Raw genomic sequence first — 21,046 nt, forward strand, 5'->3', positions numbered from 1 at the left:
AACAACTATTCTCAAGTAATTTATATTCCAAGTACACTTTTATAATATCCCTCCCAAAAATGCATCTTTTCTTTGCTAAATGTTATAGTAGATATTGAATCCCCAAAATTTATGAAAGACATACTTCCATCATACGATTCCCATTTATTAAGATTATTACTATTTGGATTTCCAATTTTAGCAAAATTAATTAAGTAATCTGACATTTTATTCCATAATTCATAATCGTCTTGTTTCCAATATGACTTCCTATATATTGAAAAATGATTTAAAAAATAAGGCGGATTAAACCCTTCATTTTGGACAAAGCCTAATAAATTCTTTAATTTTCTTAGATTTAGACCCTCATCTTAATATTAGTTTGTTTTTCTCCAAAATAAAGATTATAAAACTCATTTGGTGACATAAATTTCAAACTTGAATGAAGACGCCTATTGTTATAAAATTCCATGAATTCGTTTACTGTTTCATATGCTTCTGCATAAGTTTGAAATTCATTGATTTTCAAACATTCATCTTCAAGAATTCTATGAAATGATTCTACATGTGCATTTTTATTGGGTGTTTTTACAGGTATTCTTTCATGCTCTACCTTGATTTCATCACAGCATTTACTAAACTTATAGCTTACAAATTGTGGACCATTATCTGTTCGTATTATAGGTTTTTCTGCTTCTTCTTCAAATAAATTTCTTTTTATTAAACACTGTCTTAATAAGGCTGCTGCATCTTTAGCTTCACAGTGTAAGCCTATATAATAGCCAACAATACATCTGTCAAAAATATCAATTAAGTTTAGCAGATAAAAAAATTTATCCTCACCATGAATATACCCATATTTTATATCCATTTCCCAGAGCTGATTTGAAGCGGATATAATTCTATTAATTGCAATAGTTCTTTTTATTTTAGGCTTAATTACCCTTTGATTTTTAAGTATATTAAGTTCTTTACAGAGTCTATAAATCTTCTTATGATTAATTATAAGATTATAGTATTTTCTTAAATGATAGGTTATTTTTCTATAACCATAATTAATGGCATCGCCATTAATTGATTCCATTATAAATTCTTTAATTTGTCCATCACATATTATTTTATTTTCTTTATTTATGCTATATCCCTTAGGTTTTCCACCTTTAGGTTTTATCTTTTCTTTTCCTTCTACACTTAAATTATAATAATATGTTGATTTACCAAGCTTAACTATTTTTAGTACAAAGGATACACTATAGCCTTGATTAATATATTTTTTAGCTATTTCTACTTTATCTTTAATTGAGGGTTTGATTTTTTTATTAAGTCTTTAAGAATTGCAATTTCCAAATCTTTTTCACCTAAAAGTTTTTTTAGATGATCATTCTCTTTTGTTACTTCTGTAATTTCGCCTTCAAGTTCTTTTTTTCCCTCAACTAAAGTTTTTCTACCTGGTTTTAGTTTTATTTCATTTTTATTCTTAGATTCTTTTATCCATGTAAATATTGTTGATTTTGATATTCCATGTTTCCTTGATACCAACGAAACATTTCCTACTTCCTGTACTTCTCTTAATATTTCTTCCTTTTTTGCAATTTTTTTAGTTTAAACCATAAGCTTATTGAAAAAAATCCTATTGAAAAACAATGATTTTTTTCAATAGGATTTTAATTACACAATTTAATATTTTATTTAATAAAATTAGTACGAACTATCTTTTCACTTATAGGATAATCTATTCCATTCTTTTTGCCAGATTCAATTAGCTTTAATAACCATGCCATATTTGTTCCTAGTGTTCTCATTATTTGCATACCCTCTTCATCTTTCCTTACATCTTCTGGAGTAAAACCATGCACCATATTCCAGTATGTAGATGGTACCATAATCATTCTTGAATGTCCTATATATTTATTCAATTGATCATAAGCAGCAGTGGTACCTGCTCTTCTTGCAGATACAATGCTTGCTGCTGGTTTGTATGCAAAGTTAGAACTAGCTGCAAAATTCACTCTATCTAGAAGAGAAATCATAGAGCCAGCTGCTGAAGCAAAGTAAACAGGTGATCCAAAAATAAAACCATCTGCCTCTTTTGCCTTTTGTATTATTTCATTTACGGGATCATCATTAAAAATGCATAAATGCTTATTAGATTCTTGACACTTTCCACATCCAATACAACCTCTAATTGGTTTATTACCAATATAATATATTTCAGTATCTATTTTTTCATTTTCTAATTGTTTAGCCACCTCACTTAAAGCAGTATACGTACATCCGCTTTTATGTGGGCTACCATTAATCAACAATACTTTCATTATTCCATCTCCTCAAAATTTCCACACACCAATACCTGTTTTTTTATCTATCATTCTTCCTATCAATCCTCTAGCAGGCATTATTGAAATTTCACCAGTATAGCTAATTACTGCCTTTGTTAAATGCCCAGCTAGCACAACTGGCTTTCCGGCTTCATCAAGATATGAAAAGACTGCATGGCTATGCAAAAACGGTTGACCATTATCATCTAAAGTAATATTTCCCATCAATGACACCATTTCAAGCATTCCTGATATTGTATGGTCTGCAAAATCATCAACATCTGGCAAATACGTAGAAACTGTAGCTATACCACAAGCTCCTATTCCTTGAAACTGTCCTGTCATGATATTTTCTTTTTTGCAAACTTCAATTATATTACTAATTACATCTTCATCTTTATCAATTCTGACATAAATATTTTCACCTATTTTTCTATAATCCATTTTTATCGCATCCAAACATTTTTTTATTTATAAATAATATATAGAATTTAATTTTAGATATAAATCACTTCTAGTACAAATCACTATTTATCCAAAATGTAATTTCTTTTAGCATTTTTTCATTACGACGAAAATACGTATATTGATCAATTTTACGTGATTCTACTAATCCAGCATCCTCTAAGATTGACATAAACTTTGAAGTTGTTGATTGAGAGAGTCCCGTACGTTTCTTAATGCTACGTACACATACACCGCCTTGAAAATCCTTCATTACTCCAGCATGCAATTGCTGCTCAAAATTGGCTGCTGGATCCTTAAGCCAAAGTAAAATATTAAGACGTGTATCATTGCTAAGCGCTTTAAAAATCTTTACTTGATCCATTATTTACCTCACTATTATATTTTTTATTATATTTTAACTCATATCACTAAACGTCGCAAACAAGTTATATAATAAAGCGTGAAATAAATATAATTTACTCTATAAACTTGTTATGCTTTCTCTAAAACTTCTAAGTCTACTTTCAGGTGTATTATCAATTACACGTTGTAGTTTTGCAATCATTTCATCCTTATCTCTGGGGATTTTTCCCACAATAGGTACTGCTATTGAAACATGTACAGCTTCAAATATAGTTGGTATTGCAAGCGTATTTATAAATTCCATCATTTCTTGAAGTTTTTCTACTTCTGTAGCTTCCTCAAACTCTCCTGTTTGTGCTTGTTTATATAATGGAGTACCTGGCATAAGAGTCAATGATGAGGCATAAATCATTGTTGGTTTTAATCCGTTTAGAATTCTTGCTGAATCATGTGCATGTTTCATACCATATCCATGACCACCTAAACCATTTAGAAAATTAGCTACATATTTAAATCCTGCAGCATCCATCTTAAAGCACTGTTCTGTAATAAGTTCTGATGTGTAACCTTTATGCATCCTATTTAAGATCACATCATCACCAGATTCTATTCCAAAATAAGGATTACTATATCCTGCTTCACTTAAAGCACGAAGTTCCGTAATACTTTTATTTATAATATTATTTATTCTTGCATACCCTCCGATAGATTCCACTGTTGGTAGATATTCGTGAATAAGTTCCGCAATAGTCATAAGCTTATCATAACTTAATACAAACGGATCAGCTCCTTGCAAAAATATTCTTTTAGCATTAAGATTCATGCTTCTAAGTTCTTTTAAATCCTCTTTAATTTCATCTATTGGTGATACTTTAAAGCTACTCTCTTTATAAAAAGAACAAAATGCACATTGATTATGAGTACTACATCCTGATGTTACTTGCAAATATGCCGATTGTGCTTCGTATGGCGGTCTATTAATTCCACTAGAAAAATGCATAAAATTTTACCTCCTAAAAACAAAAATGTCAGTTTACTAATTAATTACTTATAAACTGCTGCTATAAAACATTATAATTTTAAAATTGCACCAAATATTAACTTTAATATTTTATGCAACCTTTATTAATCGATATTTATAGATTTTATTAATCTATAAATATCGATTAATAAAATAATAACAAACCTTTACTATGTTGTCAACTAAAAATCTATAAATCTGAAATTAATTCCTCTATTAAAAAATTTAGAAGCTTAAATCCTACAAGATTTATAATAAGAGCTTTCTTTAATTGAATTATGAATATCTTCTACTGTTTCAAGTCTAACAACTATAATATCTTCAAATTTTCTATATATTCCTATCTGTTATTTTATTTATACTTTAAAGCTAATAAGATTATTAACTTATATTTTATCTAATAAACCCAGTATATACTCTTCTTTCTTCTACAGGATAATTTATGCCATTCTCTTTAGAACATTTTAATGCTTTTAATAGCCATGCCATATTTCTACCTAATGTCCTCATTAATTGCATACCCATTTTATCTTGAATTACTTCTTCTGGAGTACTGCCATGAACCATGTTCCAATATGTGGATGGTACCATAATCATTCTTGAGTATCCTATATATTTATTCAATTGATCATAAGCGGCAGTTGTACCTGATCTCCATGCAGATACAACATTAGCTGCTGGTTTATAAGCAAATACAGAACTTCCTGCATAATTTACTCTATCTAAAATAGCAGTAAATGCCCCATTTGCTGATGCAAAATAAACAGGTGATCCAAAAATAAAACCATCTGATTCTTTTGCTTTTTCGATAATTTCATTTACAGGATCATCATTAAAAATACACTTATTATTATTGAATGCACACTTATTACATCCAATACACCCTCTAATTGGCTTATTACCAATATAATATATTTCAGTTTCTACTTCCTCATTTTCTAATTCCTTGGCCACTTCACTTAACGCAGTATATGTACATCCCTTTTTATTAGGACTGCCATTGATTAGTAACACTTTCATAATTATAACTTCCTCCTTATATAATCTTTATTAAGTATATATTTACAGCCACATTCACAAAAGATCATAACCCAAATATACCAGTTACGCTTTCCGTATCATGCTCCATAAACAGCACCAAGATGTCCCCATCATGCTGTCATGGTATTATTTTTTTCATTACCAGCTGTAATAAACAACCATCCATAAGATATATTGTCCATAATTTTATAAGTACTCACATTTTTATTAGTTACTTAAATTTCCTAACATTTTCATTTAATTTCCAATAACTCAGTTCAAAACTATTGGAATAATATACAAAATGCAAAAATGGCAACACTAAAAAAATCTAAATTGAAATTTACAATTTTGGATTAAATTTTATATTAGCACAGCCTCATATATCAAAAGTTATTTGTATATATTTGGGAGCACAAAGTGCATCAACAATTAATTTTGTTAACTTTGTTATTGGCGGAATATTTATTGTTATTCCATTCGAAGATCTTGTAACAAAACCTCTTATGTTTCCAATAGTCTTTACTAAACCTCTTACACTTATATTTTCTAGCTTTGTTCCATATAAAACTGTAGATTTGAACCAACTTACAAGATTATGAGTTATAAATACTAACCATAAAAATCCGTAAATACCATAAAATTTTGAAGTTCTAAGATTTTTTATATGATATACGTTTTTAGCCATCTTAAAAAATGCTTCTATAGTTTGACGTTTATTATAAAAATGAAAAATTTCTACTACATTCATGTCATTAACACTTATATTTGTTACAAGAAAGGAATATTTTAAATTTCCCTTTTTAGATAATGTCTGAACTAAAATATATCTAACACCATTAGTTTTAGGAAGTTCATATACCAAAGCTGACTCGTCAGCTTGAATATACTCTGAATAGTCTATATTTTTTGCAATATTGCTTGCTGTTTTTGGTGAGTATCCCTTTGTAACAAATTTTAAATTTGGTATTGAAATTAGTTTTTCAATATTATCAGTTGAACCATATCCACTATCAGTTCTTAATATTAATTTACCATTATAAAGCTGTTCCTTATATTTTGATATTATCGCATTCAATAAATCATCATAATGATCTGTACAATGGGTATTCCCTGAATCTAAAAACATTGCTACTGTTTCAGAATGTTCACCAGTAAAAGCTACAGAAAGTTGATATCCTCTTTGATTCTTTTTCTTTGAAAAATAACCTTTTTCAGCTAATTCAAAAGATTTACCGTTAGCAATAAGCCCTGTTTGGTCACAGTCTACCACTACTTTCGTACACGAATTAATGGAATTGCTGTGATTCATAAAAAGATTATGATGAATATCCTGTAGTTGGTTTATACTTTCAGAATCAAAACGTCTGATTAACTCGTTAATTTGTGATTGATCTGGTGCTTTATCCATATTAAACATATTTAGAGCAAGTTTTTCTACCGCAAGCTTTTCATTAATATCCTTGGTTGTTTCACAACCAATTATAATAGACATCATAGTCGTAATAAGTTTTTGGGATACAGAGTATTTTACTTTCTTCATATTAAGTTTGAAATTTTCAAATGCCTTGAAAACTTCAAGTTTAGATCCAAATTGCAGTACTGAAATTAACCAAGTGGAAGTAGTTTCTTCTTTACAGTTATCTTGAGTGAAGTTAAAATTATTCATAGGATAATACCTGCCTTTCTTAATTTTTTCTGTGGTAAGAAAATTATAACTTAAGGCTTGGTATTATCTATTATTTATTTTTTGGAAACTATAATTTGGCAAATGTATAAGTTTAGTTTGTACGAAACTTAGGTAGTTAGTTATATTTTTATAACCTTAGATTTTCCTATTAGGAACTCTACAACTTTCTCTAATTTCTTTTTCAATATTAATAATCACTTGAAAGCTTCCTATAAATTTTATAATCTAAATCTTTAAATACATTAAATATAACTCTATCAATCTTTGATTCATTTTCTTCTAAAAATTGTATCACTGTTTTTATTGCAATTTCAGCCGCCTTTTCATTTGGAAAGTGAAATTCACCTGTAGATATACAACAAAATGCTATGGTCCTAACCCCATTTTGTACCGCACACCCTAAACAAGATTTATAACAAGAATGTAGAGCATCTTCAAGTTCTCTAGTCAATTTTGAACCCACAATAGGTCCTACAGTGTGTATAACATGTCTACATGGCAAATTATACCCTTTGGTAATCTTAGCTATTCCCGTTTTCTCTTCATGACCTTGTTTTTTCATTATACTATAGCATTCATCACGAAGTTGTATTCCTGCTGCTGAATGTATTGCATTATCAATACACCCATGACATGGTGTAAAACATCCAAGCATTTGGGAATTGGCAGCATTTACAATTGCATCCACTTGTAACCTTGTTATATCTCCCTGCCATATTGATATTTTATCTTTGAACGGTATCGATGCTTTAGGAAATTCCTCCTCTAAACTTTGTATATCTGTAATCCTAACAATACCCTTTTCCTTAACCTGCTCATTTAAATATTCATTCTGAATACGTAAAAATTTTTCACTAACTTCTCCTGGCATTCTAACATTCATAAGCGAACGTAATAATCTAGTACGTTCTATATAAGAATCAGGTATTTCCAAACCTATATATCTATCATCTTCTTTTATTAATTCCTTTATCAAAAAAAACACTTTTTCTTGTTGTTTCATCCATTATCACCTACTTTCAAAAATTCAATACTTAAAGTAGTGTTACTTGCCTGTCTATAAAGCTTGCCTGCTTTGCATCTTTTATTATATCGCCATCCATATTTCCACCAAGTAGAAATGGTGATTTAGAATTATGCATTTTCATATTATTAACCACTGTTCTATGATTATAGTTTGCATAACAATATACGCAACCATGTCCACATGTGTTATATGCTCCAATATCGTTTTGAAGCAAGCAATTACATCCACCTCTAGAAGATTTCCTTTTATGTATTTTTAGTTTACTTCCCATTGCACGTTCAATTATTGGCTGTGTCATACAACCACTACAATCAACTCCATACTTTGCTAAATCATCACCTTCAAAACATGTTCTAATCTGGATATTATATTTTTTGCCTATACGTACAAATTCTTTTCCAATTGTTTCACGTTCCTCTTTTGTAACTGGTTTAACACCTGTGAAATTACGCTTTGTCTTTTCGTATAAATCAACAAAACTAATAACACAGTCATGTGTATATCCTTCCAAATTTTTCGCCATTTTTTCAAAGTTCTCTATGTGACTTTCCAGTGTGTATTTTTTTGTAATAAAAATAGGATCATATCTCCAACCAATGGCATTTACTCCAACAATAGCTGAAAGCTTTTTAAAATTTTCCATTACTTTCTCCTTATCTGGCACATTAGGTTCAATTTCCTTACCATAAGGCGTAATAGTTACAAACCAAAACTGTTTAAATTCATCAAGTTCATGAATTCTAGATAACATTGGTTCTGGATTTTTTGTACAAAAAGATAAACAGTCAACTACATCGGGTGTCAATTTATATTTTGTAACTTGCTCCTTATAATATGGATTTCTTACCAAAACATATCCTGCTTTAATTCTATTAAAAAACCATTCACTAAAATATGCAGGAATATCAGTCCTACTACCTGTATTTATTATCATTCTTTATCATACCTCCACTTGATTTTCATTAAACTATGTACTAATTAACAACCACAATTTTTCCATTAGCAACATTACGCTCCATTAACACATGTGCTTTATTAATCTCATCTAAAGAAAAGACCTTTGCTATAGGAACTTCAATTTTATGTTTTTCAATATGTTTAAATAGACTAACGATTATATCTTCTTTAATATTCTGACTATCAAACTGTGTAAAATACGCACCTGAAGGTATATCAACCATAGGCTCAAAATTCTTTACTACCCATTCACCACCTAATATACCTATCATACATAAAACACCTTTTTCTGAAAGTAATTTTAAAGAATTTTTTAATGTTACTGTACCTACTAATTCTAGGATTTTATTTACTCCCTTAGGGAAAATAGAATATAGCTGTTGTACTATACTTGAATCATCTATTAATACAAAGTCTGCACCATATTTTTTTAAAAGTTCTACTTTATCTTTGTTTCTTGTCGTTGAAATAACAGTAGCGCCTATACTCTTAGCTAGCTGAAGTGCCGCTAAACCAACAGAACTAGTTCCACCTCGTATTAATAAACTTTCTCCTTGATTAATACTTAAAACATCAAAAAGTGATGCATATGCAGTATAATACATTTCAGGAATTGCCGCCATTTTCATCCACGGCATATCGTTATTCACAGGATACACCTGATTAGTTGGAATAAGTGCATACTCTGCATAACTTCCATCAAAATCTCTCCCTAAACCTCCCATCATGGAAACAACACGCTGCCCTTTTTTATAAGAACTATCTGATGGATTTTCAATCTCTCCTACACATTCTATTCCTATAATTCTTGGAAGTCTTACTGATGGAGAATCTCCTTGTCTTGTATATATCTCTGATCTATTTATTCCAAAGCCCTTAATTTTCACAAGTACCCAACCCGACTTCACTTTAGGTATAGGTACTTCTCTTACGCTTAATTCCTCCGCTTTACATGGTTTTTCTAATACAACCGCCTTCATTTTACAATTTCTCCTTTTAAATAAACACTTTTTAAACTTTATATATTTTTTCTATCCGGCTTAATATACCATTAACACTTATTGCCAATGCTGCTGCTAATATGCTTCCCCATAATATCTCTGGACCATCTAAAGTTCTAAGACCATCAAATAGAATACTACCAAGACCACCCGCATTTATTGATGCAGCTATGGTTGCAATACCAATAGTAGAAACCACTGCTAAACGTACTCCTGTAAAAAGTGCTTTCTTAGCTAATGGCAGTCTTATTTTAAATAATATTTGCATATTGCTCATACCCATACCAGTTGCTGCTTCAATAATTGATGGTTGAATTTCATTTAATGCTTCAATAAAATTACGTAGTAGTAAATACTGATTATAAAAAACTAAAACTATTATAGCTGTCTCTTGACCTAATCCTGTAAGAGGAATCAATATAGCAAAAAGCGCTAAACTAGGTATAGAATAAATAACAGAAAATACATATATGAATATTTTAGATAATACTTTAGAGTACATTGATAATACAGTTAATACTGCTGCTATAAAAATAGAGATTATTAGAGTTATAATTGTTATCTCCAAATGTTCTAACAGTGCTGTACTTAATTCATCTAAATGATTTATTGCATATTCTATCACCCTAATTCCTCCCAAAACTGTTCCTGCTTTCGAGATGATGTAATTAATGATGCTACAAAATCATCTGAAGGATTCCTTACAATATTTCTTGGTGTATCAAATTGGCATATAACACCTTTATTCATAATAATTACTCTTGCTCCCATTTTAAAAGCTTCATTTATATCATGTGTAACAAATAAAAATGTCTGTTTTAATGCTTTATGAATACGTAGAAGTTCATCCTGAAGATTCATTCTATTAATTGCATCAATAGCACCAAAAGGTTCATCTAAAAGCATAATTTTAGGATTAATTGCTAGTGCTCTAGCAAGCCCAACCCTCTGCTGTTGCCCTCCTGACAATTGTGCTGGATATCTTTTTTTAAATTCATTGTAATCTAATCCTACTAGCTGCAACAATTCCTCAACTCTAGCTTCAATTTTTTCTTTTTTCCATTTTAAAAGCTTTGGTACTGTAGCAATATTATCTGCTATTGTCATATGAGGAAAAAGTCCTACCTGTTGAATTACATACCCTATACTTCTTCTTAAATTAACAACATCTATCTCTTTTATATCTTTGCCGAATATACTTATTTTGCCATTAGTTGGCTCATATAATCGATTAATCATTTTTAGCAATGTAGTTTTTCCACAACCTGAGGATCCAAGTACAGTAATAAATTCTCCTTCTTCAATAGTAAAACTCACATTATTCACTGCACTATATCCTGCATTATTAAATTTTTTACATACATCATTGAACTCTATTGCTGTATTGGACATATTATCCTCCTGTATCTTAATTATTTAATTGATTTATTATAAAAATCTTTTGCTACTTTTTTATAATCTTCTTTTTCAACATCAACTTTTGCATTTAATGCTGTGACTGTTTTTGTATCTAATTTTGAACTTACTTTATTTATAATATTTGCAATATCTGGATGTGATTTTAATACATTGTCACGTATAACCGGTGCTAGGTTATATGGTGGCCATACATGTTTATCATCTTCTAATAAAGTAAACTCTTTTGTATTAACTAATTGTCCTTCAGTTGTATATGCTGGTGCAACATCGGCCTCATTTTTTTTCAAGATTTCATATTTTAGACCGTTGTCGTATACTTTTGATGATTTCCAATTAAACTTTCCATATACTCTTTCCAATGCTGGAATTCCATCTTCTCTTTGATCAACTTCTCCCTGTGATGCAAATCTAATTTCACTTGCATGCTTCTGTAAATCTGAAATTTTAGTAATACCTAGTTTTTTTGATAAATCTGTACGTATAACAAGGCCTGCTCCATCATTAGCTTTCGAATAGTCTAGCCATGTAACCTTATATTTTTTTTCATAAGCTTCTTTTACTGTCTTATAAACTTCATTTGGATCTGTGATTAAGTTCATCTTAAGAACTGCTAATAATCCTGTTCCTGTATATTCTGGATACATATCAATTTGGTTGTTAACAAGTGATGCGTGAATTACTGAACTTGCAATATTAGGTACTCTTTTTACTTTATACCCATCATTTTCTAACGCTAATGAATATATTTCTGACACAACTAAATTTTCAGTAAAGTCTTTTGAAGCAACACGAATAGTAGCATTTTTACTATTGTCCACATTATTTTTACTACCACATGCTGTCATAGATACAACTACTCCTATAACCAAAAAACCTGCTATAAATCTTTTAATTCTAATTTTCATTTTCATATCCTACTTTCTTATATATTTATATTTAAGTAACAATCTACCTATAATATCAAGTAGTACTCCTGCCACAATGGATAATACTGCAACTGAAATACCACCAATCAAAAGCAAATCCATTCTGTTTAAACCTAATCCTGTAAAAATAATATCTCCAAGTCCGCCTCCACCTATTTTAGACGCTAAAGTAGCGCTTGCTATTATCTCTATCGCTGCAGTTTTTATTCCTGTCAAAATCAAAGGCATCGCTAAAGGTATTTTAACTTTTACTAACATTTGCTTTTCTGTCATACCTATGGCATAAGCAGTTTCTAACATAAAACTAGGTAACTGTTCTAAACCTGCAGCTGTATTCATGAGAATTGATGGAATTGCTAATATTACTAATGCTGTTATTGATGGCTTAATTCCTACGCCCATAATAGGAATTAATAAAAATAGAATGGCTAAACTAGGAACAATTCTCAATGCTTGAAATATAGATACAATAACACCACCATATTTTTTATATTTTGAACAAGCATACCCACAAGGTACTCCAATTAATATAGCAACCATTAATGCTAATAAACTAATCTCAATGTGTCCCTTTACAGAAATTAAATAAGCATTCATATTTTTAGCAAAGTATTCTAAAATTTGTGTTTTAATATTAATATCCAAAATTCTCTCCTCTTTGTTTCACATCATATTATGATATTTTATACTTAATATGAATTTATATTACAAAAATCCTTATTTTCATCAAAGCATTCAATTCTACAAACTCAATTCATCTTACTTATATAATAATTAAATATATTTTTATAGTAAATACGGCACTTTAATATAACCTTGTTACCTTTTGTAACCATTAATATAATTCATAACCTTTATATAAATGAAATTGTGGTTAAAAAAAGAGACTTGCTTAAGGGTTTGAAGCAAATCTCTTTTAATTTACTTAATAATTCTAATTATGTTTAATATAAAGCTTTTAATATAAAGTTAGCCAAGCTACACAGCTTACTATTACTATAAAAAAAATGCATTGCCCCCATTAAAACCACTTTATTTATAGCATCAGTTGAAATCAGCATCATTCCAATACTTCCAAAAATGTGAATATACATCCTAGCAACTATTCCATCATATATATTTTCTCACAATAGCATCAGTCATAAGCACAGCTCTTTTATTTTCTTTTACATTATGAACTCTTACGAAATCGCATCCCTTCATAATTCCAACAACCGTAGTAGCTACAGTACCTTCAACACGTTCATCTTTTTCAAGGTTTAAAGCCGTTCCTATCATTCGTTTTTTTGACGTTGCTAATAAAACAGGGTACCCTAATGCTGTAAAATCCTCTAAATGATTCATAACTTCCAAATTTTGTTCATATGTTTTAGCAAATCCTATTCCTGGATCTACAATAATACTTTCAGGTTTAATTCCAGCTTTTAAAGCTATCTTAACACTTTCCATTAAATCTTCTAATATGTCCTTCATAACATCGCAATAACTAGTATTGTCCCTGTTATGCATTAATAAACATGTTGCATTATATTGTTTTGCTACTTGTGCCATTTTAGAATCTTTTTTAAACCCCCAAATATCATTAATTATATCTGCACCAGCCTTTAATGATGCTTCTATCACTTCGCTTTTGTATGAATCTACAGATATTGGAATATCTGTTTCTTTTCTTATTGCTTCTATTACTGGCACTACTCTACTAATTTCTTCTTCATCACTTATCTTTGTATAACCTGGTCTTGTAGATTCTCCACCAATATCAATTATATCTGCACCTTGTTCTATCATTTCTCGTGTATGAAGAATAGCTTTTTCTACAGTATTATACTTTCCACCATCAGAAAAAGAATCTGGAGTAACATTAAGTATGCCCATAATGTAAGTTCTTTTTCCAATTTCAAAGTCTTTTTTTCCAATTTTCATTATTTTATTCATAAACTTTTGATTACTAACTGCCCAATTTACCAATCCATTTACAGTTATAATCATTTTCCTCCTTATCCTATAGTAACTACTATTTTTCCGTTAGCATTATTGTTTTCCATAAGAATATGTGCCTGTGCAATTTCTTCTATTTTAAATTTATGCCCTATCACTGGTTTTATTTTATTATCATCAATAATTTTAAATATATTATTCATAACTTCTTGTGACGGATAATTACTATAAAATGATGTGAAATAAACACTATTTGGTATTGCTTTAATCACATCAAAGTCTTGAGTTGTAGTCCCTCCGAGCTGACCTGTTGAACATACAATTCCATGCCTTTTAAGCAACTTAGCTGTTTTTTCTATTGCAGTAGCCCCCACTAATTCTAAAATTTTTGTAATTCCTTTAGGGAATGCTTTGAGAACTTCTTTTGTTAAATTTTCATCATCTAACATTGAAAAATCTGCTCCTACTTCTTTTAAAAATTTGAGTCTTTCTTCTTTTCTCGTTGTTCCAATTACCGTACAACCGATTGCTTTTGCTAATTGTATAGCTGCAAGTCCTAATGCACTAGTAGCTCCATGAATTAAAAGAACATCATCTGCTTGAAGTTGTAAACAATCAAACAGTGAACCATATGCTGTGAAAAAAGTTTCAGGTATTGCTGCCATTTCAATCCAATCTAACTTTGTATTTGCTGAAAATACATGATGAATTGGTAACAGTGCATATTCTGCATAACTACCATCAAAACTACGTCCCATTCCCCCCATAAGTGCTACAACCTTTTCTCCTACTTTAAATTCACTATCAGATGCATCTACTATTTCACCTACACATTCTATTCCAGGAATTACTGGCAATTTTATATAAGGAGCATTTGCTTCATACTTACGAACTATCAATTCAGAATGATTTAATCCGAATGCCTTGACTTTAACCAATACCCAACCTGACTTTATTTCTGGTATTTTTACATTACTTATTTTCAAATCTTTAGGTTCACATACTCCATTTAAAACAACTGCTTTCATGTTAATCACTCCATCTCTACACAAAACTCTCATTGCAATCTTTTTTGTCCAGCAAATATTGTATAACCTGCATAATATCTTCATCAAAAGAAATAGATTTTTCTTCATTTTCTTTCATTACTAAAGGATAGTCTCGATTAAATCGAATCAATGTTGCATTTTTATTGCTATATGTCATTTTTTCAAACGGATATCTAATAATTCCAGGTGTATTAAATCCAACCCCAAATTCCAACAACACTATATTTTTATTACCTACTTTATTGAGAAACTCATCATAATTTTTATCTGCTTTATACCATGCTTCATCTTGTACAAAATAATCATTATGCCTAAGATTTACATCCATCTTACCACCACAAACTGGACATTTTGGTATAAGCTCAAATGGTATTTTACAGTTTTTCGTCTTTAATACCATTTCCTTAATCAGTTTCTCATTATAATAGAGCTTATCGTGGCATGCTCTTGCACATTGTAAGTATGAATAATCTCCTTGAACTTCAAATACTTTTTCTTTAGGAAATCCAGACTTTACGAACTGACTTTCCACATTGGTTGATATTACAAAATACTTTTTATCCTTTACAAGCCTTAATATTTCCTTATATAAATCTGTTACAGGCATCTGATAGCGATTCACATCAATATGCCTTGCCCAATGCGCCCACAGCTCTTCATCAGTTTTAAACGGATAAAAAGTTCCAGCATACATATCAGTAATACCGTATTTTTCAATAAAATCAGAGAAGTTTTCTTCAAAACGCTTTCCAGTATACGTTAATCCGGCAGCAGAAGATAATCCTGATCCACCACCAATTAATATATATTCACTATTTTTGATTACTTCCTTTGCCTGTTTAACCCTTTGTTTAAAATTTTCCATTTTAAATCTAGCCTCTCTTTATATTAAACACTATTAAAATTTATACTTATTATAAAAAACTGTTTTTTCAACCGGATATCTTTTGCTTTTTGAATTTGGCTTAAAATCTTCTGCCGGATATCCTACATATATCATACATACTGGCACTACCTCATCTGGAAGCTGGAGCAGTTGTTTTGCCTTATCTGTATCAAAATAACTAATCCATACAGTACCCAGGTCTAAGCTTGCTGCCTCAAGCATTATATGTGTTGCTACAATTGTTGCATCTGTTTCACCACTACTTTTACCACTTTAAGGATGTTTCCAACAAACTGTATTGTCATAACAAACAAGTAAAACTAAAGGTGCTCCATAATAGTAAGTATTTTTATGCTGTTCTCTATTTTCACATTCATTAGCAAGGTCTATATATTTTTTATCATAATTGAATGTAGAAAACTTACTTACCTTTTCTAGATTTTCTTCTTTATCTAATGTGGTTGGGCGTTTACTGCTGTGGGAGCCCACCTACCTGCTTCTAATATCTTTTTAAGTTTCTCATCTTCAACTTTTCTTCCACTATATTTCCTAACACTCATTCTTTTCTTTGAAATATCCATAAAATCCATTATCTATTCGACCTCTTTCCAACACTGCGGATCTGCAGAATACATACTATGTGTATACCCATACGTAACCGCTGGACATCCTCTACAAAATCTTAATAATTCACACTTTGCACATTTTTCAAACTTATCATACTGACGATACTCACCCATTTTATTGCCTATAAATACATCAAATAAACTATCTTTCAATGCATTTCCAACTTTACTTTCCATTCTTCTACATGCATATATATCTCCTGTTGGCAAAATAGTTATATGACAATTTCCACAATTGCATCCATCATAAATAACTTTATCCTCTAGCCCTTCTGGTATTTTGTATAATCCTTTTTCGTATAAGAATAGTGTCCATAAGTGATCCTTCAAATTAAATGTAGTACCTGAATTCTTGTATTTTTCAAACTTTGCCCAAAGTCTTTCCAATAAATCTCTATACTCTTTTGGTTCTAAATGAGTTTCTTTTTCAAAACTTGTAGGACAGTATCTTGCAAAAGCAAAAATATCCACGTGATTTTCAACTACTAAATCTACTATATCCTCTATTTCATCTTTATTTGTTCCTGAAACAGTAGTCATAACAGCACAATCAATACCTGCATTTCTAATACATTGTATTTTTTCAATTGTTGCATCAAAAGAGCCTGACTTACGAATTGAATCGTGAGTTTCTCTCATCCCATCAATTGAGAGCTGATATTTTCGACATCCATAGCTTCTTAATTTTTTACAAACTTCATCACTTAAATGAAAAGGATTTCCTAATATTCCAAATGTTATATCTCTTTCTTTTAGCAATGTTAATATATCCCAAAAATTTTTGTGTAAAATAGGGTCGCCTCCTGTAATATAAAAATACGGAAGTCTGTTGAGTTTATCACACATTTCTATACAATTATTTAAAACAACTTTTATATCATCTAGACTCATTTCCTTTAAACATTTGTTATTATCTTCTGAAAAAATATAACAATGCTCACATCTTTGATCACATTGATCTGTTATATGCCATTGAAAAGCAAAATAATTCATTCATACCATCCCTTCAATTTATACTTTAATCTATATAAAAATTTCAACTTAATTTTTCGTAACAGCTTTAAAAAGTGCCTTCGGCTCATATTATAAACCGAAGACCTTTAACTAACTTATAGGTAAATTATTTGTCACCAGCTCCACATGCTGAACCACATGCTGATGGCTTGTGCTCTGGTTCTTTATCTCCAGCTCCACATGAACTTCCACAAGAAGAACTTGCCATTGCAAACGCTGGTTTCATATAACTTTGAGCATTTGTCTTTGAAAAGAATTCACTAATTCCTTCTTTCCATGAATTTAAAAAATTTAAGTTTCCCATTGCTGTTACCTCCTAAGGTTATTATAAATTTATTTACAAGATAATTTTATAATTTAATATTTAAGATTAAAAGTACGCACTTTTTTATTATATAGTCACTTTTTTGTAACTACTGTTTTTATATACATTACTTCTTGTGTTTCTCTAACTTATTGACCACTTTTCAATTTTGAATTATAATTTGTGTATGTAATATTCATTTTGAAACTAATATGTTTTAATCTTAGGAGGTTCATTTATGTTAACCAAAAACGAATTACCTGCTTGTCCTGTAGCAACTATGGTAGAATTAATAGGAAACAAATGGAAGTTGCTAATTATAAGAAATTTATTGGCAAGTACATCACGTTTTGGTGAGTTGAGAAAAGATATTCCTGGAATTAGCCAAAAAGTTTTAACTGATAATTTAAGAGCTTTAGAATCCGATGGATTAGTTACGAGAACAGTTTATGCTGAAGTCCCACCTAAAGTAGAATATTCATTAAGTGAATTAGGCAATACTTTACGTCCCTTATTTAAAGAAATGGAAGCATGGGGAAATAGTTACAAAGACTATATATCAAATCAAAAGCTTCCTGATATAAATTAATAATTTCACTTCTAATATTCACATGAATTGTGCCTTTTGTAAATTTTATTTAATCTTGCACATATTTTTCTTAGACTTATCAAAAATCTAATTTTTAATATAAATTTCAAAGCACTTCCCAATATTAATATTTGAACCATTAACAGGTACTGATTATATTCTACTATCGAAATTAGCTATAACTAATTAACAGGTACTGTGTTGTATTTTTATAGACATAATACCTGAATTGTGTATCCTAATTATGAAATTAGATGTTCAATAAAAACATAAAAGCTTTAGACAAGATAAAATCTAAAGCTTTTAGCCATTTAAACTACTATATTATAATTTTACATTAGGATTCATATATCGTTTTTTATTTTTAGTCTTATTTCCATAATTAATAGTTTCCTTGAGACAACTTTGAATACATGCAAAGCACTGTTCACATTTATGCTACCATACTGGCTTACCATTAACAATTTTAATATTATCAACAGGACAACGTTTTGCGTACAAACCACAACCAATACAGATAATTCTCTCTTTCTTAATATATCTTCACATTGTTCTAAAGCCTTTCCCAGATGTCACCATAATTTGCTATAGTGTAAATATAACTATCCTTTGATACTTGCAACTTCTTTAAAACGTCACATATTATAATTAGCGTTCCCCAGTTATATACAGAAAAACCTTTCCTACGCTAGTTTATTCCGGCATTTAATATAATTATACAATTTAATTGATAATTAAAATTAGCATTGTCATTCCATTTTTCCACCAATCGAAATATAATATGGATGCTAGATTTTTATGCTTCTCCGACTTCTTATAATCTGTAAACAATATAATATTATACTTAAAGTTATATATTTTAGACATTTTTTAATTTCCTAACTTTCCCCAAAATCATATTCAAGTTAAAATCAATAAAAGTAATGCTGATCCCAAAATAAAAATAGAATACCACTTCATACTAAGCATTATTGCTATATACTCTCTAATAAAAGCACTTGGCCAATAGTACATTGCCGTTGTACATCCTAAGCCTTCTGCCTTTATATTAAGTTTTTTAGCATAAAGCCCAGTTCTAAATACGTGATAATTATTAGTAACAAATATACATCTATAATCCTTTTTTTGTGAATCCATTATTTTTTTTGAATACATTAGGTTTTCAAAAGTAGTTGTGGATTTATCCTCACAAATAATATTTTCTTCACTAATATTGTTTTCTAAAATATATCTCTTCATTGCCTCTGCTTCAGATATTTTCTCGTCAGATCCCTTTCCTCCAGAAACAATTATTTTTGCTTTTCCTTCAAGCCTATTAAATGCCTGAATTCCCTTATCAATTCTTCTTTTTAATAATGGAGTGACTTTTTCTCCTTTTGAAAGCCCTGCTCCATGAACTATAATATAATCAAATTTCTTTCCTTTGGGGAATATACAATAAAGCACTGAATAAATAACTAATGCAGCAAAGGTAAACCCTATATATAAAGCCATAATTGTACTAAAATAAATAGCAATTTTAATCCACTTATACTCAAAGTAATTACTTATAGCTAAATAAAATAAAATGCAGATGATCCAAATTCCGCCACCAAAAGCTAAAGCCAATAAATTAGGAAGTCTAAAACCTTCTCTTTTAATTGTAATAACTCCTGCAATCATAAATAAAACTGAAATAGTAAGAACACCAATGGGTACGATTACAAGCACAGATGCTACAACAAATAAATTTAGTCCAATATTCCCAGTACTAATCATAAGTGCTGTACTATAAAAATATAAATTTAGAATAGCACACAATAAATATACTGCGTTTCTAAACCTTCTTTTCTCACTTACAAAAGAAACAAAAAATAAAACAAAAAATACTACTGATACATAACAAAAAATCATTACATCCTATATGTAGGGTTTACAATACAAAACACTACATTTTTCCTTTCAATTTCTTCAATTATACAAACTACAAAACTAATCTATAATATTCACTTACCAGGCTGTAACATATATTAATATATATTCATATAATATTATATGTTGTTAATCAACAAATTATCATTAAGGGTGATATAATAAAATGCCTTATCTTATAAAATTTCAAAATTCAGGTACCCATAACCAAGATTGGTTATTAGCACCTCATCCTTCAATCTGGTGCCTTCCTAATAATAACCAAAATGGCAATGCAAGCTTCAATTTAAATCCAAATAATGCAACTACGTTTTATAGCTTTAATAGAACTGAATCTTGGATAATTAATATAAGAGTTACAGTTAATAATGCTAATTTAGGTGCACTTGCTTACTTTGCAGCTCTTAATTATACACCACCAAATTGGAACCTAGTAAATATAACTACTCCAAATTTATTTATTCTTCAACAAGATAACACTTTTATTTTACCTCTTTTAACAATAAGCTGTTTAGCTTAATTTTAAAAAAGTTTCATATAAGAAATGAAATACTCCCCTTA

At 29.7% G+C, this 21,046-nt stretch carries 27 protein-coding genes; 2 read left to right on the top strand and 25 right to left on the bottom strand.

The annotated features are described in order from the left end of the window. Nucleotides 1-20 precede the first annotated feature (20 nt). The 24 genes from CLFE_RS19235 to acgA form a co-directional block, all read right to left on the bottom strand. A complete protein-coding gene (locus CLFE_RS19235; RefSeq protein ID WP_139356202.1) occupies nucleotides 21-257 on the bottom strand; it encodes a carboxylesterase family protein in 237 nt (78 codons plus the stop codon). Nucleotides 258-337: 80 nt separating this feature from the next. After that, nucleotides 338-1,291, bottom strand: coding sequence for an IS3 family transposase (locus CLFE_RS19240; RefSeq protein ID WP_139356201.1), 954 nt, complete (start codon nucleotides 1,289-1,291; stop codon nucleotides 338-340). Next, nucleotides 1,264-1,518, bottom strand: coding sequence for a transposase (locus CLFE_RS19245; protein ID WP_242951679.1), 255 nt, complete (start codon nucleotides 1,516-1,518; stop codon nucleotides 1,264-1,266). Before CLFE_RS19245 ends, CLFE_RS19240 begins: the two co-directional genes overlap by 28 nt. A 146-nt stretch (nucleotides 1,519-1,664) precedes the next feature. Then, complete coding sequence (locus tag CLFE_RS19250) at nucleotides 1,665-2,294, bottom strand: flavodoxin family protein (protein ID WP_077894559.1); 630 nt, start codon at nucleotides 2,292-2,294, stop codon at nucleotides 1,665-1,667. Between the two features lie 12 nt (nucleotides 2,295-2,306). After that, a complete protein-coding gene (locus tag CLFE_RS19255) occupies nucleotides 2,307-2,741 on the bottom strand; it encodes a PPC domain-containing DNA-binding protein (RefSeq protein ID WP_077894558.1) in 435 nt (144 codons plus the stop codon). A gap of 70 nt (nucleotides 2,742-2,811) precedes the next feature. Further along, nucleotides 2,812-3,126: an ArsR/SmtB family transcription factor gene (locus CLFE_RS19260; protein ID WP_077894557.1), complete on the bottom strand. Its 315-nt coding sequence runs from the start codon at nucleotides 3,124-3,126 to the stop codon at nucleotides 2,812-2,814. Nucleotides 3,127-3,225: 99 nt separating this feature from the next. Continuing rightward, nucleotides 3,226-4,107 (bottom strand): radical SAM protein, encoded by an 882-nt coding sequence (locus CLFE_RS19265; protein ID WP_077894556.1) that lies wholly within the window; start codon nucleotides 4,105-4,107, stop codon nucleotides 3,226-3,228. A gap of 414 nt (nucleotides 4,108-4,521) precedes the next feature. Further along, nucleotides 4,522-5,148, bottom strand: a complete 627-nt coding sequence (locus CLFE_RS19270) for a flavodoxin family protein (RefSeq protein WP_077894555.1) — start codon at nucleotides 5,146-5,148, stop codon at nucleotides 4,522-4,524. Between the two features lie 379 nt (nucleotides 5,149-5,527). Next, nucleotides 5,528-6,817: a transposase gene (locus tag CLFE_RS19275; protein ID WP_077894554.1), complete on the bottom strand. Its 1,290-nt coding sequence runs from the start codon at nucleotides 6,815-6,817 to the stop codon at nucleotides 5,528-5,530. A gap of 208 nt (nucleotides 6,818-7,025) precedes the next feature. Beyond that, entirely contained in the window at nucleotides 7,026-7,841 is an 816-nt protein-coding gene (locus tag CLFE_RS19280; protein WP_077894553.1) for a protein-ADP-ribose hydrolase, read from the bottom strand. Nucleotides 7,842-7,872: 31 nt separating this feature from the next. Continuing rightward, nucleotides 7,873-8,799 (bottom strand): DUF1848 domain-containing protein, encoded by a 927-nt coding sequence (locus CLFE_RS19285; protein ID WP_077894552.1) that lies wholly within the window; start codon nucleotides 8,797-8,799, stop codon nucleotides 7,873-7,875. Nucleotides 8,800-8,839: 40 nt separating this feature from the next. Beyond that, entirely contained in the window at nucleotides 8,840-9,802 is a 963-nt protein-coding gene (locus CLFE_RS19290; RefSeq protein WP_077894551.1) for a zinc-binding alcohol dehydrogenase family protein, read from the bottom strand. Between the two features lie 31 nt (nucleotides 9,803-9,833). Beyond that, on the bottom strand, nucleotides 9,834-10,448 hold the full coding sequence (locus CLFE_RS19295; protein ID WP_077894550.1) for an ABC transporter permease: 615 nt from the start codon (nucleotides 10,446-10,448) through the stop codon (nucleotides 9,834-9,836). Further along, nucleotides 10,445-11,215, bottom strand: a complete 771-nt coding sequence (locus CLFE_RS19300) for an ABC transporter ATP-binding protein (RefSeq protein WP_077894549.1) — start codon at nucleotides 11,213-11,215, stop codon at nucleotides 10,445-10,447. The genes CLFE_RS19295 and CLFE_RS19300 overlap by 4 nt, the downstream gene beginning before the upstream one ends. Before the next feature lie 20 nt (nucleotides 11,216-11,235). After that, entirely contained in the window at nucleotides 11,236-12,147 is a 912-nt protein-coding gene (locus CLFE_RS19305; protein WP_077894548.1) for a glycine betaine ABC transporter substrate-binding protein, read from the bottom strand. 9 nt (nucleotides 12,148-12,156) lie between these two features. After that, nucleotides 12,157-12,813, bottom strand: a complete 657-nt coding sequence (locus CLFE_RS19310; RefSeq protein ID WP_077894547.1) for an ABC transporter permease — start codon at nucleotides 12,811-12,813, stop codon at nucleotides 12,157-12,159. Between the two features lie 465 nt (nucleotides 12,814-13,278). Continuing rightward, a complete protein-coding gene (folP, locus tag CLFE_RS19315; protein WP_139356207.1) occupies nucleotides 13,279-14,091 on the bottom strand; it encodes a dihydropteroate synthase in 813 nt (270 codons plus the stop codon). Between the two features lie 74 nt (nucleotides 14,092-14,165). Next, nucleotides 14,166-15,134, bottom strand: coding sequence for a zinc-binding dehydrogenase (locus CLFE_RS19320; RefSeq protein ID WP_077894546.1), 969 nt, complete (start codon nucleotides 15,132-15,134; stop codon nucleotides 14,166-14,168). A 16-nt stretch (nucleotides 15,135-15,150) separates the two neighbouring features. Then, a complete protein-coding gene (locus tag CLFE_RS19325; protein ID WP_077894545.1) occupies nucleotides 15,151-16,020 on the bottom strand; it encodes an SIR2 family NAD-dependent protein deacylase in 870 nt (289 codons plus the stop codon). A 33-nt stretch (nucleotides 16,021-16,053) separates the two neighbouring features. Then, a complete protein-coding gene (locus CLFE_RS19330; RefSeq protein WP_139356200.1) occupies nucleotides 16,054-16,263 on the bottom strand; it encodes a nitroreductase family protein in 210 nt (69 codons plus the stop codon). 51 nt (nucleotides 16,264-16,314) lie between these two features. Further along, nucleotides 16,315-16,530, bottom strand: a complete 216-nt coding sequence (locus CLFE_RS19335; RefSeq protein WP_139356199.1) for a nitroreductase family protein — start codon at nucleotides 16,528-16,530, stop codon at nucleotides 16,315-16,317. Further along, on the bottom strand, nucleotides 16,494-16,631 hold the full coding sequence (locus CLFE_RS19340) for a nitroreductase family protein (RefSeq protein ID WP_139356198.1): 138 nt from the start codon (nucleotides 16,629-16,631) through the stop codon (nucleotides 16,494-16,496). Before CLFE_RS19340 ends, CLFE_RS19335 begins: the two co-directional genes overlap by 37 nt. 3 nt (nucleotides 16,632-16,634) lie before the next feature. Further along, on the bottom strand, nucleotides 16,635-17,660 hold the full coding sequence (gene acgM, locus CLFE_RS19345; RefSeq protein ID WP_077894544.1) for a radical SAM/SPASM domain protein, ACGX system: 1,026 nt from the start codon (nucleotides 17,658-17,660) through the stop codon (nucleotides 16,635-16,637). 127 nt (nucleotides 17,661-17,787) lie between these two features. Continuing rightward, complete coding sequence (gene acgA, locus CLFE_RS19350; protein WP_077894543.1) at nucleotides 17,788-17,985, bottom strand: ACGX-repeat peptide; 198 nt, start codon at nucleotides 17,983-17,985, stop codon at nucleotides 17,788-17,790. Between the two features lie 238 nt (nucleotides 17,986-18,223). Between acgA and CLFE_RS19355 the strand changes: the two genes are divergently transcribed. Next, the gene (locus CLFE_RS19355; protein WP_077894542.1) at nucleotides 18,224-18,574 is read left to right on the top strand and encodes a winged helix-turn-helix transcriptional regulator; all 351 of its coding nucleotides are present in this window, start codon (nucleotides 18,224-18,226) and stop codon (nucleotides 18,572-18,574) included. Between the two features lie 900 nt (nucleotides 18,575-19,474). Here the strand turns inward: CLFE_RS19355 and CLFE_RS19360 are convergent. Further along, nucleotides 19,475-20,332: a YdcF family protein gene (locus tag CLFE_RS19360; protein WP_250944670.1), complete on the bottom strand. Its 858-nt coding sequence runs from the start codon at nucleotides 20,330-20,332 to the stop codon at nucleotides 19,475-19,477. Between the two features lie 319 nt (nucleotides 20,333-20,651). Here CLFE_RS19360 and CLFE_RS19365 point away from each other — a divergent pair, with 319 nt between their 5' ends. Further along, nucleotides 20,652-21,005, top strand: coding sequence for a hypothetical protein (locus CLFE_RS19365; RefSeq protein WP_077894540.1), 354 nt, complete (start codon nucleotides 20,652-20,654; stop codon nucleotides 21,003-21,005). The last annotated feature ends 41 nt before the right edge of the window (nucleotides 21,006-21,046 follow it).

Origin of the sequence: Clostridium felsineum DSM 794 (genome assembly GCF_002006355.2) — a bacterium.
In the GTDB taxonomy this organism is placed as follows: Bacteria; Bacillota; Clostridia; order Clostridiales; family Clostridiaceae; genus Clostridium_S; species Clostridium_S felsineum.